Raw genomic sequence first — 17490 nt, forward strand, 5'->3', positions numbered from 1 at the left:
AGGACAAAAAAATGAGCAACTGGAAACTGATCTGCAAACTGGAAGACATTCCGCAACTCGGCTCGCGCGTCGTGCATTGGGAAGAGCGCGGCAAGATCGCCGTCTTCCGCACCTCGGACGATGAAGTCTTCGCCCTGCACGACAAATGTCCGCACAAGGGCGGCCCGCTGTCGCAAGGCATCGTGCACGGCAAGCGCGTGACCTGCCCGTTGCACGGCTGGAACATCGGCCTCGAAGACGGCCAGGCCGTCGCGCCGGACGTCGGTGGCTGCAAGAAGTTTGAAGTCAAGGTCGAAAACGGCCAAGTCTACATGGCCGCCTGAGCGGCCTGTGCATGAACAGGGCCGGCAGCGCTGCCGGCCCGGCCAACCCCAATGGTGGGGTTCAGGCTCCCCGCTCTTGAGAGCGGCCCCGGGAGCTTTCAAAACAAATCAAATCCCACGAGGAAACCACCATGGCCTATCTGGCACCCACCGAATTCGTCACCAAAATGATCGATGCCGGCGAATCGAAAATCTTCATGTCCACCCGCGATACCCTGATCCGCGCCTTCATGGCCGGCGCCATCCTCAATCTGGCCGCTGCCTTCGCAGTCACGGTCACTGTTCAGACCGGCATGCCGCTGGTTGGCGCCATGCTCTTCCCGGTTGGCTTCATCATGCTTTACCTGCTTGGCTTCGATCTGCTCACCGGCGTGTTTACCCTCTGCCCATTGGCCCTGATCGACAAGCGTCCGGGCGTTACCATGAAGGGCATCCTGCGCACCTGGGGGCTGGTATTTACCGGCAACTTTGCCGGTTCGCTGACGGTAGCGGTGCTCATGGTCATCGTCTGGACCTTCGGTTTCTCGGAGGCCCCCAATGCCATCGCGCAAAAAATCGGCACTATCGGTGAGGGTCGGACCGTTGGCTACTCGGCGCACGGTGCGGCCGGCATGCTGACCATCTTTACCCGTGGCGTGCTGTGCAACTGGATGGTGTCGACCGGCGTCGTCTGCGCGATGATTTGTACCAATGTCTCGGGCAAGATCATGGCCATGTGGATGCCGATCATGGTCTTCTTCTTCATGGGCTTCGAGCACTCCGTCGTCAACATGTTCCTCTTCCCTACCGGCTTGATGATGGGCGGTAACTTCACGATCATGGATTACCTGATCTGGAACGAGATCCCGACTGCGCTTGGCAATCTGGTTGGTGGTCTGTTTTTCGTTGGTCTGACGATGTATTCGACCCACGTGCGTACCGCACCGAAGCGCAAGGCGATCTGATCGACCATCCGTTTCGGCATAGCCCCCGCCGTAAGGTCGGGGGCTTCTTTCAATTTTTGGCCGATTTTTGCGGTCGACCGTAGCAAAAGGCAAGCAGCATGGGACGTCATCTGCAAGTCACCGTCGGGCAGTATTCCGACAACGGGCGCAAGGAACTCAATCAGGATTTCCACGGCGTTTGCATCCCGCGCGAGCCGCAACTGTCGGCCAAGGGCATTGCCGTCGCGCTGGCCGATGGCATCAGCAGCAGCCCGGTCAGCCAGGAGGCGGCGCAGTCGGCGGTGACCGGCTTTCTCGAAGACTATTTCTGCACCGCCGATGCCTGGTCGGTGAAGAAGTCGGGCGAGCATGTGCTGACGGCGACCAATTCCTGGCTGCATTCGCAGACCCAGCAAAGCCATCACCGCTACGACCGCGAGCGTGGCTACGTGTGCACCTTCAGCGCCGTCGTCATCAAGTCCACGACGGCGCATCTCTTTCACGTCGGCGACGCCCGCATCTACCGCCTGCGCGGCAGCGAGCTGACGCAACTGACCGAGGATCACCGCGTTCGGGTGTCATCGGCCCAGAGCTACCTGGCCCGCGCCCTGGGCATGGACCGCAGGGTCGACATCGACTACCAGGCCTTGCAACTCGCCGTCGGCGACCTGCTGCTGCTCGCCACCGACGGCGTTTATGAACACGTCGACGCCGCCTGCATCCGCAGCGCCATCGACAGCGCCGCCGATCTCGACGCGGCGGCCCGGGCCATCGCCGAGGCTGCCCTGCAAGCCGGCAGCGCCGACAACCTGACCATCCAGCTCGTGCGAATCGACGAACTCCCCGACCCGGAAGCTAACGAAGTCTACCGCCAGCTTTCCGACCTGCCTTGCCCGCCCTTGCTCGACGCTCGGGCCGAGTTCGAGGGCTACCAGATCGTCCGCGTCATCAAGCACAGCGCCCGCAGCCACATCTACCTCGCCGTCGATAATGAAACCGGCGAACGCGTCGTCATCAAGACGCCATCCACCGACATGCAGGCCGACCCGGCGGCACTAGAACGTTTCCTGCTCGAAGAGTGGATCGCCCGCCGCATCAACAGCGCGCACGTCCTCAAACCCTGCGCCCACACCCGCCAGCGCCAGTCCATCTACGTCGTCAGCGAATACATCGAGGGGCAGACGCTGACGCAATGGATGATCGACAACCCACGCCCGGAACTGGCCGTCGTGCGCGGCCTCCTCGAGCAGATCGCCAAGGGCCTGCAGGCCTTCCACCGGCTGGAAATGGTCTATCAGGACCTCAAGCCGGACAACATCATGATCGACACCACGGGCACCGTGAAAATCATCGATTTCGGTGCCACCCGCGTTGCCGGCATCGAGGAAATCACCACCGCTGTCGAACAGATCAACCTGCTCGGCGCCGCCCTCTACGCCGCCCCGGAATACTTCCTCGGCGAGCCGGGCAGCGCCCGCTCCGACTTCTACTCGCTCGGCGTCATCGCCTACCAGATGCTGTCCGGCGGCTTTCCCTACGGCACGGAAGTCCCCAAGTCGCGCACCAAATCGGCGCAGAAAAAACTGGCCTACAAAAGCGTGCTCAGCGAAGAACGCGAAATCCCCGCCTGGATCGACGACGCCCTCCGCAAAGCCGTCGACCCCGACCCCTTCGCCCGCTACGAAGAGCTTTCCGAGTTCATCTACGACCTCCACCACCCGAACCGGATTTTCCTCAACAAGACCAAACCGCCCCTCATCGAGCGCAACCCGGTGATTTTCTGGAAAAGCGTTTCGTTTGTGCTGATGCTGGGGCTGGTCATGGTGAGCGCCGTTCGCTTTCACTGAACTACCGGCACGGCGGCGAGATAATGAAATGCTGCGACCATAGGAACAACTGCTGGTCCCCGGGGTGGCCCGAAAATAGGGCAGAAATCAAAAATGGGGAGTGAGGTGGCCTGCGCAATTCAGGCGGCATCGCACAGTCGCTGCAACAGCGCCCGCAGCGACTGTGCCCCGGAGCCGAGGTGATGCAGATTTGCCTCGGATGAAAGGGCAGAGCGATTCGGCGATTGCTCCGGCATGGCCTGCCAGGCATCTTCCAGCGTTTGGCGCAGGAAAGCCTGGTCGGTGGTTTCGTCGACGACCAGGACACAACGGCGCAGTGGCACGAAACCGACCAGATGCCGCAGCTCGTGCACACAACCGGCGTTGTCCCCGGAGAAATTCCGCAAGTCCATCAGCACCACGGCGCCGCCTTGCACCAGGCGCGGCAGCACCCGCTCCCAGGTGTCCGCATGACAGAAAAAGTTATTGACGCGAAACCAGCCATCGCGGTCGGGCGCCGTGTCGCGTTGCCGCAGGCGCTCGTCGAGCGTGGGCGTGCTGGCGACAAAATGCGTTGCCAGCCGGCCAGCCAGAAAGTCGAGCAACTGGTGGGGTTGCACCGTGCTGTGGGCGATATCTGGGCCGGTGATCAGGTCGATGCTGCCGATGTAACGCCAATAGCGCGCAATGGCGTCAAACAGGCGATCGCTGCGCGCGCCGAGTGAGAACACGCGCAGGAACACCAGCCCGCGCGGCTGCCCGGGAGCATCGACGCCGGCCAATCGCCGGCCGGCCCACGTCGTTGTCACCTTGCCGGCGGCAAACGCCAGCCCGCCCGCCAAGACCCAGGCCAGACCGGCCAGCGTCAGCGCCATGGCATACCAGCTGGCGAACAGCAAGCACAGGGCATCGAGCGTCAGCGATCGGTCATTGACCTGCTTGCGCAGATAGGCGTTCCTGATCCAGCTCAGGAAGCGCCAGCCGAGCATGCCGCCGAGCGCCAGCACGATGATCGCCAGGATGGCCAGGACGGTGAACGGCGACAGGCCGAGGGCATTGGCGGCGAGCTCCAGCCATCGCCAGCCGGCTGGCGTCATCAGCAGCAGGTAAGTCGCCATCAGGCCGCTCGACAGCGCCGTGGCGAAGCCGAGCACCAGCGGGCCGATGGCGCGCACCCGACGATTGACGAACAGCAACAGCAAAACAGTCGGCGGGCCATTCGCCACCAGCCAGCCGGCCAGCATCTGCGGCGGCGCGATGCTGTGGAGATAACCGGCGGCGGTGCCAAGCCGCTGCGTCGCCACTTCGGAAACGATGGCGCCGACCACAAACAGCGTGAAATAGCCGGCCACGGCAGCAAGGCGCAATCGTCGCGAGGGCGGCGTCGCCAGCACCAGCGCCAGCCCGGTCGGCCAGCTGGCGCCCCACAGCGCCAGGACAAACAGGGTCGCCGTCGGCTGATCGGCGAAAGCCAGGCTGGTGGCAACCGCGATGACCAGCGCGAAGCTGAATCCGCCAAGTGCGATGCGCCACGCCGCTCCCAGCGCCGCCTGCCGGGCGCGTTGATACAGCGTTGCGCCGGTCGGGTGCGCCGGCTGTTGCCCGGCGAAATTGACCGTGCGATCGGTGATCTTCGCGTCGTCTGACTCAGGCGCCGGGGCGTCGCCGGCATGCTGCGCCATCGCGCCCAGCACGCGGCGGCGATAGGCGGCAAGCACCAGCGTAGAAATCAGCAGGCTGAGGATGGTCGAAACAGCGATGACCACCAGCATGCTGATCGCGAGAACGATAGGCGTGAGTTCTTCAATCATGAGACGCGCCGGAAACCGTCCGGGGAGCCGGGCAAAGCCTCACGGCGCACGCCGCACGGCCACGACTTCCTGTTCGAGCAGCACCTTGCCCGTCCAGTTCTTGGCCACCGCCTTGCAGCGATGCGCGCGATTGTCGGGTAGCACGCAGGTGTACTGGTAGGAGCCGAGCAGATTCGGCGGACTCTTCCAGACCATGGTCCGCGTCGCTTCGTCCCAGTCTCCGGACGGCAGGGCAAAGACAACGCCAGTCGAGTAGAAGATCCACAGCGGATATTTCCCCGTCGCCAGGTCGTAAGTCATCATGCTGAGATCGTGCGACCCATCGGATTTAAGTCCGCTGTCGCCTTGCAGATAGCGGTCGCCAAGCACCCAGGCATTCCGGTGCACCGAGGTGACGACCGGTTTCTCCGGCGTAAGCGTCTTGATCGTGACGTCCCAGGTGCCCCGAAACAAATCGAGCACCTTGAGCTTTTCAGCCAGTTTGGCCTCATCCTCGGCAGACGATTGCGCGTAGCCGGGCGGCATGACGAAGACGAGCGCCAGACCAACGCACGCGATGCGCGAGTAGAACAGGGGCTGCAAGATCATTGCACGCGAAACGATGTCCATGGCCAGCTCCCAAAGCGTTTCGGAAGAAGTGATACACGACGGCGCGAACCCAGTATCCGTGTCGTCGATGTTCCGGTCAACGGGCCTGCTTGCGCTGGCCGAATAGGCCAAGTTTGAAATTGTTGCCTATGCGAATGGCCGAATTTGCCCTATTTTGGTGGTCTGATGGGGCCGGAAACTGAGAGCTACGGTCAACCGGAAAAAAGGGCTAAAAATGAAATGGCGCAGGTTTAACGCACGCCATTTTTTCTGGTTGCCGATGGACTCCGCTGCCATTGACAATATACGGCAATGCCGTATTATTTGCGCATGCACACTGTTGCCGAAACCGAGGTATTCCAACGTTACGCTGCTTCCATTTGGTCCGAAAGCGAGCGTCTCGAATTCATCGAGTGGATAGCCGCAAATCCGTTGGCTGGTGATGTCATTCCCGGGTCCGGCGGCTGCCGAAAAGTGAGATGGAGCCGCTCCGGGATGGGCAAGCGTGGCGGTGCGCGGGTGATTTATTTCAACGTGCTGGATGGCCGAATATGGTTGCTGATTGCTTACGCAAAAGCCAAGTTCGACAACCTGCCAGCCGAGTTTCTATTCAGACTGAAAGCCGAGGTGGAACGTGGATAAAGAAATGGAACAATTCCAGAACGATCTGCTGGCCTCCGTTCGCCAGATGAAAACCGGCAAGGCGGCGCGGGTAACCGCCGTCGAAGTGTCGGCCGCAACCGAAGCGCGCAACCGCGTCGGCATGTCGCAAAGCGAGTTCGCCAAGTTGCTTGGTGTATCGGTCCGCACTTTGCAGGACTGGGAACAAGGCCGCCGCGAACCTTCCGGTGCCGCCAAGACCCTGCTGCGTATTGCGTCGCAGAATCCGGAGGCGGTCAAGGCGGCTGCTTGAGCGAAATCCGTCCCCTGTTTGTGCGAGGACGTTACGCTAAAGTTGTGCAACTGCCTGGGAAAATGCTTCATCCTCTGCAACGCCCGCCATAAGCAGCATAACGATTAACTCGCGCTTTTTAGTTATGTTGGAGGGAAGTGCTGATTTATGTTGTTTGTAGTACTCATACATTAGTTTCTCGGCTTCTGGCTTCTGGCTTCTTGGGTTTTGGCTTGGCCTTGTCGGCAATTTGCTTGGTGGTGTGCAGGAGGAATCCATCAAAATCAAGAGTGGCTTTCGACCAGTCAAACGAAAAAACTTCCTCTCGCAACTTTATTGGGTTGTAGCGTTCGAGCACCCATTCTCCGCATTCACCTGTACTTTTGCTGATAACCAAACTAGTCAGGTCGGGGTAGCCGTGTTGCTCAGTGAAATATCGGACTACTTCTAGACGGCGTCCTGTCCCAACAGGTACAGCATTCTGAACTTCTGGTATGTCAGGGTGTTCTTCTTTTGCTTTTGCAATCAATTCTCCATAGGTCAGGCAATGCTTGTGTTTTGCTAGACCGATAAGGATTGGGTAATACACCGAAGCTAATTTCACGTCTGTTAGCGTTACGTTGCCATATTTGTCGCCAGTTTCTTTGGTCATGTTTCGTATTTACTCCGAGTGGAAGTGTGGCTAAAAGGGTCAGAGTAATTTCCCATTCAACAGCATTTGCTCTAGCTGCTCGATAACCGCATCTGAGTTGACGTACTTGCTACTCTGGCGCGCGTTATCGCGTGAACGCAGGCTGCGAGCAATAAATTTCCGCTGGGTTTCTTCGGCGCGTTGCCTGAGGTCTGGCGGGGTGCGTGACGCTGCAGAAGTGGTGGTTTTCATCGTGTTTTAGTCATTTTGCGTTTGCAAAGCATTCTTGCCCTTTTGCCGAATTGCCACAATGGCTTCCTAGCATGGACATCCACGGTCAACCGGAAAAAACGGCTGAAAATGAAATGCCCCTGCCTGCGTTCGCTATCGAACAGAGCGGAAAGTTGGTAGAGAATATGTTGGTGGTATTCGCAGTTCCTACTTAACGAGCGGGGCATGCCATGTTGGGACGCAGACAGTTTGTCGTGGGCGCGGGCGCTTTGGCGGTTGCGGCGCCGTTGTTAGTGGGTTGTTCGACCGACTCGCCCGTTGAAGATGCGGCTCGCCGCCTTCGTCGCCCGGTGGCGGTGGGCGCTGGCGACCGTGCGCTGCTGCTCGGTGAACTGGTGCGTCATGCCACGCTGGCGCCATCGAGTCATAACACGCAGTGCTGGAAATTTCGGGTTCGGGATGGCTTGATTACCATCGCGCCGGACTTCTCGCGGCGCTGCCCGGCGGTCGATCCGGATGATCATCACCTGTTCGTTTCTTTGGGCTGTGCCAGCGAAAACCTGGTGCAGGCAGCGTTGGCCAACGGGCTGCAGGCCACCGCCAGTTTCGATCCGGCCGGGGATGGTGAGGTTGTTGTGCGGCTGGAGGCGACCAAGGCTCATGTCTCGCCGCTGTTTCAGGCGATTGCCGAGCGGCAGTGCACCCGCGGCGATTACGATGGCCGGCCGCTGTCCACCGCGGAGCTTCGCTTGCTTGAACAGGCCGGCAGCGGCAACGGGGTACGCGTGCTGCTGCTGACCGAACGGTCGGCGATGGAGACGGTTCTCGATTACGTGGTGTCTGGCAACACGGCGCAAATCAATGATCCGGCTTTCATCAAGGAACTGAAAACATGGATTCGCTTCAGCCATGACGAAGCGATTCGGACTGGCGATGGCCTGTTCGCCGGCGCCACGGGCAACCCGGCCGTGCCGCGCTGGCTGGGCAGCCGGATGATGGGGCTGTTCCTCACGGCAAAATCCGAGAACGAGCGCTACGCCCGGCAAATTCGCAACTCGGCCGGCATCGCCGTGTTCCTTTCGGAGGTCAGCGACAAGGCGCATTGGGTGGAAACCGGCCGCTGCTACGAGCGCTTTGCCTTGCAGGCGACGGCGCTGGGCATCCGCAACGCGTTCCTAAACCAACCGGTCGAGGTGGCAGCGCTCCGGCCACAGTTCGCCGCTGCCATCGGCCTCGGCGGGCTGCGCCCTGATCTGGTCGTGCGTTTCGGCCGCGGTCCGGCCATGCCCTTGTCGATGCGCCGACCGGTTCAGTCTGTGCTGGTCTGATCCGGAGAAGGAATGACCTCGATCCTGTCGGCTGGCCTTGCCCTCGGCGGATACGACACACCGGCTCCGCGCTCGCCTTGAAGACGGCCGGACGCTGACGGTTGCGTTAAATAGGCCGGGGAGGCGACTCCCACGGTCAACCGGAAAAAATAGCCAAAATTGAAATAGGGGGGCCGGCCAGCCTATTTCCGGTCGGAGTTCAGGAAAATGCAGGCCGCTTCCCGGGCCTGCGATAGCGGTTGCCCCAATGCCGCGCGCAGGGTCGCGGCGAGCAGTTTTTGCGTATGGCGATCCGGCGCCCGGCACTTTTGCTCCAGGGCGAAGAAGGCGCTGGCGGCATCGCGAACGAGGTCGGCGACTCGCATTGCCCGGGTTTCGGGCAGGGCTCGCTGGGAGAGGCTGACTTCAAGGATTCGGGAGTGCAGGAGCAGGGCGCTGGCGGCGTCGAGATTTGGCGCCACCTGTGATGGGCCGGCCTTGCGCTCGAGAATCTGCCTGGCTGCCTCGAACTCGGGCAACAGGCGGAACCAGCGTTCGAGCATGATCGCCAGCGTTGCGGATTGAAGGGCGTTCGGTGCCGTGCACAGTTGGCCGATGACGTGCAGGCCTTCGCAGGCATTGGCGACGTGGTTCGAGAAGGCATCGGCGCTTGCCGGGTCAAGGCGCAGCGTGCCGGTGGCAAGGGCGTGAAAGCTGGCAAGCAGTTTGGCGCGGAGCGTCATCAGGGGCCTGTCGGGGGCTTATCCATGATGGTCTGGCTGTCGCTTGTCAGGCGGAAATAGGGCAGGGCCGCCGCGATGATGGCTGCGTGGCAGAGGCTGATCGCCGGCGAAAGCTCTTGTGCGGCCTGTTCGTCGGTCAGCCCCTTCTCTTCCGCCACGCATTCCTGCAGCAGGGCAAACGCGTGGTCTTCCCTGGCTTGCTGGGTCGGCAGCTGGTGCAGGGAGAACATCTGTTCGCAGTAGCGCGCGGCTGCCGTGGAGAATTGAAACGAGCCGTGGTACTGCTGCGGTGAATCTGTCCAGAGATCGTCGATGCGTAGCCGCCAGCCCGGCCGGCGGGCCATGTCGTCACGGGTGCAGTCCCGCCATGGACTCAGGACGGCCATCTGCAGGGCCGGGGCATTCAGTGCTTCGGTCGTGACGGGGGCGGCTATCCAGGCGACTTCGACGGTGAAGTAATCGTCGCTGGCGGTCGCCGCGGGGTAAAACAGCAGGAATGCCTTGCCGGCCGGATAGTCGGCGCAGAAGGCGAAGCGACGTTCTGTGGCGAGCGCCTTGGCAACATCGGCCTTGGCGAGTTGGAAGGCCGGCTCCAGCGCCGCGAGCAGCGGCTTGAGCTGGGCGGCGAGGGCGACGCGGTGAATTTTGCGCATCATGGCCGGGAACCCGTTCGAATGAGAGGTGGGGCGCCAATCTTCATCGGCGGCGCCGGGTGAAGAAAAGTGACACGAGTTGCGCCAGCAGAGCGAGTGCCCGGAGCGCCCTGGATCTGAAAATTCGTCCGGACGCCGGGGCTTTGTCGCCGGGCAGGGTGATGTCCAGTGTCCATCGGACAGGCTGGCCGCCTGGCGTTTTTTGCAGTCGCGAAAGGCGCGCGGCAAGGTCCGCCGCCAGCGGGTCCAGGCATTTGCCGGCGACGTGGATCAGGATGGGCGTGAACAGCCGTTTCGCGCCCAACTGGTCGAGTTGTACCGCGCCGGGAAACGTATCGCCGCCGTGTAGCAAGTAGTTTGCAGCGACGACGAAGCTGCCATGGCTACCAACAGGGGGCACCTCGTCGGACGGGGTGACGAACGATTCGTCGGTGCCTTCGCCACATTCTTCGTCGTCCAGGTAGCGCCAGACCGCGAACTGCCGAAGGTTCTCGGTGGTCAGCGTATTGACGGGAATGGGCGGCGGGAAGCTCATCGGGAAGGCGTGTCGGGTATCGGGATTTGCTTGAAAGCATACTCGATATGCATGCTGGCAGTGGGGCCGGCTATGGATAGCGGACTCCATCCAACAACGGCTGTTTTGAGAAGCTGACGGTCAACCGGAAATTTTGCCCGAAATTGAAAGCGTGCTCGCCGGGCTGGCGAAAGTGGTTTGCCAATCAGAATCCATCGCCGACTTCACCCCAAAATGCTGCACCGCAATGGAGATACGCGCGCTCTTTTGGTGCGCATCTCCTGCGACGTTTTAGCCATGCCCACAGTAAATCAGGGGTTTATTGCCTTGGCACGCCGCTTGCGAAGTAAGACCATCACAGCGATTTTCCGCCAACGAGGGTGGGCTGATGGCGATGACGCCATGCGCTGAAGGAAGCCATCCTCCCTCAACGACCGTTCCCACGGTCAACCCGGAAAATCATCCAAAATGGACAAGAAATCATTCCTGCAGGCCGGCCATACGCCGACGCTGCTCGCGGCTTTTCTCTACTTCGATCTCGCCTTCATGGTCTGGGTGCTGCTTGGCCCGCTGGGCATCGGCATTGCCAAGGATCTTGGCCTGTCGCACGCCGAAAAAGGCATGATGGTGGCCACCCCGGTGCTGGCCGGGGCGCTGCTGCGCATCATCATGGGCATTCTGGTGGATCGTCTGTCGCCGAAAAAGGCGGCGATCATCGGGCAGGTCGTGGTCATCGCCACCATGCTCTACGCCTGGCAGATCGGCGTTCATTCCTACGCTGAAGTGCTGATCCTCGGTCTCTTCCTCGGTGTCGCCGGTGCTTCCTTCGCCGCCGCCTTGCCGCTCGCTTCGCGCTGGTATCCGGCCGAACATCAGGGCACGGCGATGGGCATTGCCGGTGCCGGCAACTCGGGTACGGCGCTGGCCGCCCTGTTCGCCCCCGGTCTGGCGGCTGCCTTCGGCTGGGTCAATGTCTTCGGCATCGTGCTGATTCCGCTGGTCATCGTGCTGATCGCCTTCATCTTCATGGCCAAGGATGCGCCGGATGCCCCGCCGCCCAAGACCTTCGCCGAATACATGAAGGTCCTCAAAGACAAGGATGCCTGGTGGTTCATGTTCTTCTACTCGGTCACCTTCGGTGGCTTCGTCGGTCTGGCCTCGTCGCTGGTCATCTACTTCAACACCCAGTACGGCCTTGATCCGAAGATGGCCGGCTTCTTCACCGCCGGTTGCGTCTTCGCCGGTTCGCTGGTGCGGCCGATCGGTGGCAACGTGGCCGACCGCATCGGCGGCGTCAAGTCGCTGACCGTGATGTACATCTTCGCCGCCATCTTCCTGGCCATCGTCAGCTTTGGTTTGCCGGAAGCGTGGATGGCGCTGGCCGCCTTTGTCGGCGCCATGCTGGCGCTGGGCATGGGCAACGGCGCGGTGTTTCAGCTCGTGCCGCAGCGCTTTCGCAAGGAAATCGGCGTGATGACCGGGCTGGTCGGCATGGCCGGTGGCGTCGGCGGCTTCTACCTGGCTTCCAGTCTGGGTTACTCGAAGCAACTGACGGGTTCCTATCAGGCCGGCTTCCTGATCTTTGCCGCCCTCGCCGTCTTCGCGCTGGTCGGCCTGACCAGCGTCAAGACCCGCTGGCGTACGACGTGGGGCGCGAGCCACCTGACGGCAGCCAAGATCTGACGTAAAGTCGATCTGAGTCAGTCATGGGCGGGGCTGCTTGCGAGCAGCGCCGCCTTTTCAATTTCTGAAAGCTGCCATGCCCTTAAAAGTTGAAGTCGGTCACGCCTCGCTGACCGGGCCGCGCGAGCGGAACGAGGATTTTTGCGGCGTCGCCACGCCGGAAGGGCAGGAGCTCGAAAACAAGGGCGTCATTGCCGCCGTCGCCGACGGCATCGGCGGCCACAAGGGCGGCCGCGAGGCCTCCGAATACACGGTGCGTGGCCTGCTCTCCGATTATTTCGCGACGCCCGACACCTGGGGCGTGCCGCGCGCCATCGAAACGGTGACCACGGCGCTCAACCGCTGGGTCATCGCCGAAGGCAGCCGCAACGCCGAACTGTCCGGCATGGCGACCACGCTGTCGGTGCTCGTTCTGCGCGGTCGCCGCTTCTATATGGCGCATATTGGCGACAGCCGCATCTACCGCCTGCAGGAAGGCCGTCTGCAGCAAATGACGGTCGATCACACCTGGGAACACCCGGAACTCAACAACGTGCTGTCGCGCGCCATCGGCCTCGACCCGCGCGTCCTGCTCGATTTCGCCGACGGTGAACTGGCGGTCAATGACCGTTTCCTGCTTGTTTCCGATGGCGTCTGGGGCATCCTGCCTGATGCGCTGATCGCCGAGGTGCTGCTCGACCATCCCGATCCGCAGGCCGCCGCCGCCGCGCTGACCAGCCTGGCGCTGGCCCAGGGCGGCCACGACAACGCGACGGCCGTCGTCGTCGACGTGCTCGGCCTGCCGCCGGCCAGCCTGCGCGACAGCCTGGAAAGCGCGGCCAGCCTGCCTTTGCCGCATCGCCTCAAAGTCGGGCATGAACTCGATGGCCTGATTGTCGAGGAGGTGCTGCACGACTCGCGCGAAACCTTGCTCTATCGCGTGCGCAACCCACGCAATAGCCAACAGCTAGTGCTCAAGACCCTGCAACCGGCGATGGAAGGCGACCAGGGCGCCATCGCCGCGCTGCTCATGGAGGAATGGCGGGCCAGGCGCGTCGTTTCGCCGTTCTTCCCGCAGGTCGTGCCGGCCGAGCAGCGCAGCTGCCTCTACTACCTCATGACCTGGCACGCCGGAGCGACGCTGCAGGCCCGGCTCGATGCCGGCCAGCATTTCCCGGCCGGCGAGGTTGTCCGGCTCGGCATTGCCCTGCTCAAGGCGATTGGCGCCTTGCACCGGCTCGACATCGTGCATCGCGACATCAAGACCGACAACATCCACCTCGGCCAGGATGGCGTGCTGCGTGTCCTCGACCTCGGCGTCGCCATCAGCCTGGCCGAACGCAAGGCTGACGAGCCGATCGGTCAGGCCGGCACGCCGTCCTACATGGCGCCGGAACTGTACGACAGCCCCGAGCCGCAGCCCGGCCACGACCTCTACGCCGCCGGTGTGACGCTCTACCACCTGCTGACGCGCAAATATCCCTACGGCGAAATCGAACCCTTCCAGACGCCGAAATTCGGCGAGCCGGCCCGACCGACCCGCTGGCGCCCGGAAATTCCCGGCTGGCTCGAAAATATCCTGCTCAAGGCCGTGGCGCGCGAAGCAAAAGATCGCTTCGAGACGGCCGAGGAGTTCGTCCTGGCCCTCGAACGCGGCGCCACCCGGCCGATCGCCGCGCCGAGCCGGCAACCCCTGATCGAGCGCAATCCGCTGCAATTCTGGAAAGTCCTCGCGGCGCTGTCTCTCGCGGTCAACCTGATTTTGTTGCTCATTTTGATGCGCTAGTCGCCGGGCAGCGGGGGCTCGCCTGCGCCCCGTTCCTGTGTGAGCCGGCATTACGCCTTATCTGGCGGGGGCTTTCGTCCGCATTATTGCTGAGTTGCTGGCGTCTTCCTTGTAGGCGTAGGCGACCTGTCCATTGCGAATTTCACCCATGATGACCATGTTCCCGGCGACCGCCTCGTGGTCGGTTTTGGTGAAAGGCTTGGCGTAGCGCGAGACGACTGTCGACGAGGTCGGGTATTGCATATCTTCGAGAGCCGCCTGAATCTGCGGCCCTTCCGTCGAGTTGGCCTGGAAGATGGCCAGCGAGATCAGGCGCAGCGCATCGTAGGTCTGGGCGGCGGCCACCGCCGACGGAATTCGGCTGACTTTGTTGATCTTGCGGTAATTGAGAGAGAACTGGCTCTTGATCGAACTCAGTTCGCTCTCGATGAAAGTCACCGATGTCCGCGCCCCTTCGGCGCTCTTTCCTGCCTGGTCGATAAAGGTTTTTTGCGACAAGGTCCACGGGCCGACCATCGGCAATTTCAAGTTCACTTTCTCGGCACTTTTGACCAGCGTCGCCGCATCGGCCCCCAGGCAGTACATGACGATAACGTCGGCGCCACTCTCCTTGACCTGCTGCAGCGGCGCTCTCATATCCGTCTCGCCGACCTTGAAGCTCGCCACGGTAACCGGTTTGAGCTTGCGCCGTTCCAGTTCGGCCAGCACACTTTGCCGGCCGAACTGGCCATAGGGTGACTCGTCGTGCAGTAGCGCGATCCGGCCCAGTTTTCGCCGGTCGATCACGTCGTCGAGGATGACGACCGGCTGCAGTTCGTCGCTGGCCGAGGTACGGAACACGTAGCTGACCGGATAGGCTGGCGGCATGAACGAGCGGGTGATTGTGGCGCCGGTCGCGCCGCTCACGATCAGCGGAATTCTCGCCTCCTGCAGCACCTTGGCCGACGGCAAGGCGACCCCGGTATTGGCGAAGCCGACGACGGCGACCACCTTTTCCTTTTCCACCAGTTCCCGGGCAATGGCTACGCCGACCTCCGGCTTGGCCTGGTCGTCACGGATGACCAGTTCAATCGGCCGCCCCATGATCCCGCCCGTCGTGTTGATGTCCGAAAGAAACACCTTGGCCCCACCGACAATGCTCAGCCCCATGTCCTCCGACGACTTTGCACTGAGTGGGCCGACCACGCCAATCTTGATACTTTGCGGCTCGGCCCATAGCGGACCACCCACTGACCACAAGGCGATCGCCAAAACTGCATACCAGTTTCTGAATTTTTGCATTTTGTCTCCCTCGCTTGGTTGCTGCACCCGAACTCCTCCAAACCTGCGCCATGGCGCTGGCAGGCTCCGATTCTGGCCATGTGGACCAGGCCGTCAATCCGGGTTTCCCTCATTGGTGTTTTCCCTAGCCTCCATACGTAAACGGGGCGTGAAAAGAAAACAGGAACCAGGAAAACACGAGGTAGAGCTCGGTTTGCTTGAAAATAAACAATAAAAATCAAGCTCCATCATCATTTAAAAGCCCCGAAGTCGAGTCCTACGGTCAACCGGAAATTTTGCCCAAAATTGAAAGGGTGGTCGCCGGGCAGGGCTTCGCTTAAGCTGGCATTTCCATCTTCCGTCGACGCCACAGCCGCCATGAGCGACCCCAAGTCCAGCCCGCCCAGCCCGACCCGGATGCCGCGCGGCATCTGGATGCTCGGCTTCGTCAGCCTGCTCATGGATATTTCCTCCGAGATGATCCACAGCCTGCTGCCGTTGTTCATGGTCGGCACGCTGGGCGCCAGTGCGCTGGTGGTCGGCGTCATCGAAGGGCTGGCCGAGGCGACGGCGCTCATCGTCAAGGTGTTTTCCGGCGCGCTCAGTGATTACCTCGGCAAGCGCAAGGGGCTGGCGGTGTTTGGTTATGCGCTCGGGGCGCTGAGCAAGCCGGCGTTTGCGCTGGCCTCGAGCACCGGCCTCGTCTTCGCCGCCCGTATGGCGGATCGTATTGGCAAGGGCATTCGCGGGGCGCCGCGCGATGCGCTGGTTGCCGACATCTCGCCGCCGGAACTGCGCGGTGCGGCCTTCGGCCTGCGCCAGTCGCTCGATACCGTCGGCGCTTTCGTCGGGCCGTTGCTGGCGGTCGGGCTCATGTTGCTGTGGGATAACGATTTTCGGGCGGTGTTCTGGGTGGCGGTCATTCCCGGGCTGCTCGCCGTGGCCGTGCTGGTTTTGGGCGTGCAGGAACCGGAACGCCCGGCGCCTACGGTGCGGCGCAATCCGATCAACCGGGCCAATCTGTTGCGCCTCGGCTCGCCCTACTGGTGGGTGGTGGCGGTCGGCGGGCTGTTTACGCTGGCCCGTTTCAGCGAGGCTTTTCTCGTGCTGCGCGCGGAGCAGGGCGGCATGGTGCTGGCCCTCATCCCGCTGGTCATGGTCGCCATGAACGTCGTTTATTCGCTGTCGGCCTACCCGTTCGGAAAACTGTCGGATCGGTGCAGCCACACCAAACTGCTGGCCATCGGCCTCGTCGTGCTGATCGCTGCCGATCTCGTGCTGGCGAGCAGTGCGCACTGGACGGCAGTACTCGGTGGCGTGGCGCTGTGGGGCATCCACCTCGGGATGACCCAGGGCCTGCTGGCGACGATGGTCGCCGACACGGCACCGGCCGATTTGCGCGGCACGGCCTTCGGTTTCTTCAACCTGGTCAGCGGCGTCGCGATGTTGCTGGCCAGCCTTTGCGCCGGCCTGCTCTGGGATGTCTACGGTGCCGCCTTCACCTTTTACGCCGGGGCTGTCTTCTGCCTGCTGACCCTGGCCTTGCTGGCCGGGCGACCAAAGCCGGGGTGAGTGTTTTGTGGCGACTTCCACGGTCAACCGGGAAAAAGGCCCAAAAATGAAAAATGGCGCGGCTTTAGCCCGCGCCATTTTCGCTGGCAGTCTGCTCCTGCTATTTGCAGCCAGTAGCGTTCGAGCAGGTGACGGTCTGTTTCTGACCGTCGGCACACGCGAAGATCAGTGTTTCCGTGGTTTGGTGATTGATCACTTCAGCGCTGTCGGTCAATTTACATCCGGCCTGCTTGGCAACTTGCTGGGCGGCGTAATCAAATCGCGAAACGGGTTGCTGTGCCAGCTTCACAGCACTGCCCGTGGCGGTCTCTGCGGCCGTGCTGCCTTGAGGCGCTGGTTCAAGCGGAATGTCGACGGTGCTCGGATGGAGCTTGTACATGGCGCCGGTCAGCGGGTCTACGATGAGCATGCCAACGACACCACCGAGCAGGATGTTGGCAAAATACCAGGGGTTCATGCCCGGCTCGATGTCCATGTTGCGGCTTTGGTATCCCTCTTTGCTGACCTTGATTTTGTAAGCGTGCGGGCTGAAATAGCCAACCCCGCGCTGCAGGTTGGCTGTTCCTTCCGAGGTCCCGCTGGCGACCTGGTTGCCGTAGGAGTTTGTGATGGTGTAACGCGCACCGGGGGTGGTTCGGATTCCGATGTCCTGGGTCGAACCAGAAAAAATGGAGGCGCAGCCGGTCAGCATTGACGCGGTCAGCAAGAGGGGAAGGGCGCGTTTCACGGTTGGCTTTCGGTAATGAAGGGAAGGTGTTGCTGCCTGAG

At 61.9% G+C, this 17490-nt stretch carries 18 protein-coding genes; 9 read left to right on the forward strand and 9 right to left on the reverse strand.

Annotated features, from left to right (window positions below; all coding sequences use genetic code 11):
• Positions 1-11 precede the first annotated feature (11 nt).
• From nirD to KI610_RS04280, 3 genes are all read left to right on the forward strand, one after another.
• Positions 12-323, forward strand: a complete 312-nt coding sequence (nirD, locus tag KI610_RS04270) for a nitrite reductase small subunit NirD (protein ID WP_226497434.1) — start codon at positions 12-14, stop codon at positions 321-323.
• Between the two features lie 131 nt (positions 324-454).
• Positions 455-1267, forward strand: a complete 813-nt coding sequence (locus tag KI610_RS04275; RefSeq protein WP_226447696.1) for a formate/nitrite transporter family protein — start codon at positions 455-457, stop codon at positions 1265-1267.
• Between the two features lie 98 nt (positions 1268-1365).
• Positions 1366-3093: a bifunctional protein-serine/threonine kinase/phosphatase gene (locus KI610_RS04280; protein ID WP_226497435.1), complete on the forward strand. Its 1728-nt coding sequence runs from the start codon at positions 1366-1368 to the stop codon at positions 3091-3093.
• 119 nt (positions 3094-3212) lie between these two features.
• Here the strand turns inward: KI610_RS04280 and KI610_RS04285 are convergent, their stop codons facing one another.
• Positions 3213-4883 carry a hypothetical protein gene (locus KI610_RS04285; protein WP_226497436.1) on the reverse strand — a complete coding sequence of 557 codons (1671 nt, stop codon included), beginning with the start codon at positions 4881-4883 and terminating at the stop codon, positions 3213-3215.
• A gap of 39 nt (positions 4884-4922) precedes the next feature.
• A complete protein-coding gene (locus KI610_RS04290) occupies positions 4923-5492 on the reverse strand; it encodes a DUF1579 family protein (protein ID WP_226497437.1) in 570 nt (189 codons plus the stop codon).
• Positions 5493-5801: 309 nt separating this feature from the next.
• Between KI610_RS04290 and KI610_RS04295 the strand changes: the two genes are divergently transcribed.
• Together KI610_RS04295 and KI610_RS04300 are read left to right on the forward strand one after the other, a co-directional pair.
• On the forward strand, positions 5802-6113 hold the full coding sequence (locus KI610_RS04295; RefSeq protein WP_226497438.1) for a transcriptional regulator: 312 nt from the start codon (positions 5802-5804) through the stop codon (positions 6111-6113).
• Between the two features lie 4 nt (positions 6114-6117).
• Positions 6118-6384 (forward strand): helix-turn-helix domain-containing protein, encoded by a 267-nt coding sequence (locus tag KI610_RS04300; RefSeq protein ID WP_226497439.1) that lies wholly within the window; start codon positions 6118-6120, stop codon positions 6382-6384.
• A 163-nt stretch (positions 6385-6547) separates the two neighbouring features.
• Here the strand turns inward: KI610_RS04300 and KI610_RS04305 are convergent, their stop codons facing one another.
• Together KI610_RS04305 and KI610_RS04310 are read right to left on the reverse strand one after the other, a co-directional pair.
• Positions 6548-7015 carry a hypothetical protein gene (locus KI610_RS04305; RefSeq protein ID WP_226497440.1) on the reverse strand — a complete coding sequence of 156 codons (468 nt, stop codon included), beginning with the start codon at positions 7013-7015 and terminating at the stop codon, positions 6548-6550.
• Between the two features lie 39 nt (positions 7016-7054).
• On the reverse strand, positions 7055-7246 hold the full coding sequence (locus tag KI610_RS04310; RefSeq protein WP_226497441.1) for a hypothetical protein: 192 nt from the start codon (positions 7244-7246) through the stop codon (positions 7055-7057).
• Between the two features lie 209 nt (positions 7247-7455).
• Between KI610_RS04310 and KI610_RS04315 the strand changes: the two genes are divergently transcribed.
• A complete protein-coding gene (locus KI610_RS04315) occupies positions 7456-8553 on the forward strand; it encodes an Acg family FMN-binding oxidoreductase (protein ID WP_226497442.1) in 1098 nt (365 codons plus the stop codon).
• 182 nt (positions 8554-8735) lie between these two features.
• Here KI610_RS04315 and KI610_RS04320 read toward each other — a convergent pair whose 3' ends face one another.
• Genes KI610_RS04320 through KI610_RS04330 form a run of 3 tightly spaced genes read right to left on the reverse strand, consistent with a single transcriptional unit; the run spans position 8736 to position 10463 of the window.
• A complete protein-coding gene (locus tag KI610_RS04320; protein WP_226497443.1) occupies positions 8736-9275 on the reverse strand; it encodes a hypothetical protein in 540 nt (179 codons plus the stop codon).
• Entirely contained in the window at positions 9275-9931 is a 657-nt protein-coding gene (locus KI610_RS04325; protein WP_226497444.1) for a hypothetical protein, read from the reverse strand. The genes KI610_RS04320 and KI610_RS04325 overlap by 1 nt, the downstream gene beginning before the upstream one ends.
• Positions 9932-9971: 40 nt before the next feature.
• On the reverse strand, positions 9972-10463 hold the full coding sequence (locus KI610_RS04330; RefSeq protein ID WP_226497445.1) for a hypothetical protein: 492 nt from the start codon (positions 10461-10463) through the stop codon (positions 9972-9974).
• Between the two features lie 447 nt (positions 10464-10910).
• Between KI610_RS04330 and KI610_RS04335 the strand changes: the two genes are divergently transcribed.
• Positions 10911-12125: a nitrate/nitrite transporter gene (locus tag KI610_RS04335; RefSeq protein ID WP_226497446.1), complete on the forward strand. Its 1215-nt coding sequence runs from the start codon at positions 10911-10913 to the stop codon at positions 12123-12125.
• Between the two features lie 76 nt (positions 12126-12201).
• On the forward strand, positions 12202-13890 hold the full coding sequence (locus KI610_RS04340) for a bifunctional protein-serine/threonine kinase/phosphatase (protein WP_226497447.1): 1689 nt from the start codon (positions 12202-12204) through the stop codon (positions 13888-13890).
• Positions 13891-13947: 57 nt separating this feature from the next.
• Here KI610_RS04340 and KI610_RS04345 read toward each other — a convergent pair whose 3' ends face one another.
• Entirely contained in the window at positions 13948-15171 is a 1224-nt protein-coding gene (locus KI610_RS04345; protein WP_226497448.1) for an ABC transporter substrate-binding protein, read from the reverse strand.
• Between the two features lie 357 nt (positions 15172-15528).
• Between KI610_RS04345 and KI610_RS04350 the strand changes: the two genes are divergently transcribed.
• Complete coding sequence (locus KI610_RS04350) at positions 15529-16722, forward strand: MFS transporter (RefSeq protein ID WP_226497449.1); 1194 nt, start codon at positions 15529-15531, stop codon at positions 16720-16722.
• Between the two features lie 100 nt (positions 16723-16822).
• Here the strand turns inward: KI610_RS04350 and KI610_RS04355 are convergent, their stop codons facing one another.
• On the reverse strand, positions 16823-17449 hold the full coding sequence (locus tag KI610_RS04355) for a hypothetical protein (protein ID WP_226497450.1): 627 nt from the start codon (positions 17447-17449) through the stop codon (positions 16823-16825).
• Positions 17450-17490 lie beyond the last annotated feature (41 nt).

The sequence above is a fragment of the Ferribacterium limneticum genome (assembly GCF_020510565.1).
Classification (GTDB): domain Bacteria; phylum Pseudomonadota; class Gammaproteobacteria; order Burkholderiales; family Rhodocyclaceae; genus Azonexus; species Azonexus limneticus_B.

Bases quoted from the DNA above. Each gene is read 5' to 3' on its own strand.
- nirD (WP_226497434.1), top strand. From the start codon at position 12: ATGAGCAACTGGAAACTGATCTGCAAACTGGAAGACATTCCGCAACTC.
- KI610_RS04275 (WP_226447696.1), top strand. From the start codon at position 455: ATGGCCTATCTGGCACCCACCGAATTCGTCACCAAAATGATCGATGCC.
- KI610_RS04280 (WP_226497435.1), top strand. From the start codon at position 1,366: ATGGGACGTCATCTGCAAGTCACCGTCGGGCAGTATTCCGACAACGGG.
- KI610_RS04285 (WP_226497436.1), bottom strand. From the start codon at position 4,883: ATGATTGAAGAACTCACGCCTATCGTTCTCGCGATCAGCATGCTGGTG.
- KI610_RS04290 (WP_226497437.1), bottom strand. From the start codon at position 5,492: ATGGACATCGTTTCGCGTGCAATGATCTTGCAGCCCCTGTTCTACTCG.
- KI610_RS04295 (WP_226497438.1), top strand. From the start codon at position 5,802: ATGCACACTGTTGCCGAAACCGAGGTATTCCAACGTTACGCTGCTTCC.
- KI610_RS04300 (WP_226497439.1), top strand. From the start codon at position 6,118: ATGGAACAATTCCAGAACGATCTGCTGGCCTCCGTTCGCCAGATGAAA.
- KI610_RS04305 (WP_226497440.1), bottom strand. From the start codon at position 7,015: ATGACCAAAGAAACTGGCGACAAATATGGCAACGTAACGCTAACAGAC.
- KI610_RS04310 (WP_226497441.1), bottom strand. From the start codon at position 7,246: ATGAAAACCACCACTTCTGCAGCGTCACGCACCCCGCCAGACCTCAGG.
- KI610_RS04315 (WP_226497442.1), top strand. From the start codon at position 7,456: ATGTTGGGACGCAGACAGTTTGTCGTGGGCGCGGGCGCTTTGGCGGTT.
- KI610_RS04320 (WP_226497443.1), bottom strand. From the start codon at position 9,275: ATGACGCTCCGCGCCAAACTGCTTGCCAGCTTTCACGCCCTTGCCACC.
- KI610_RS04325 (WP_226497444.1), bottom strand. From the start codon at position 9,931: ATGATGCGCAAAATTCACCGCGTCGCCCTCGCCGCCCAGCTCAAGCCG.
- KI610_RS04330 (WP_226497445.1), bottom strand. From the start codon at position 10,463: ATGAGCTTCCCGCCGCCCATTCCCGTCAATACGCTGACCACCGAGAAC.
- KI610_RS04335 (WP_226497446.1), top strand. From the start codon at position 10,911: ATGGACAAGAAATCATTCCTGCAGGCCGGCCATACGCCGACGCTGCTC.
- KI610_RS04340 (WP_226497447.1), top strand. From the start codon at position 12,202: ATGCCCTTAAAAGTTGAAGTCGGTCACGCCTCGCTGACCGGGCCGCGC.
- KI610_RS04345 (WP_226497448.1), bottom strand. From the start codon at position 15,171: ATGCAAAAATTCAGAAACTGGTATGCAGTTTTGGCGATCGCCTTGTGG.
- KI610_RS04350 (WP_226497449.1), top strand. From the start codon at position 15,529: ATGAGCGACCCCAAGTCCAGCCCGCCCAGCCCGACCCGGATGCCGCGC.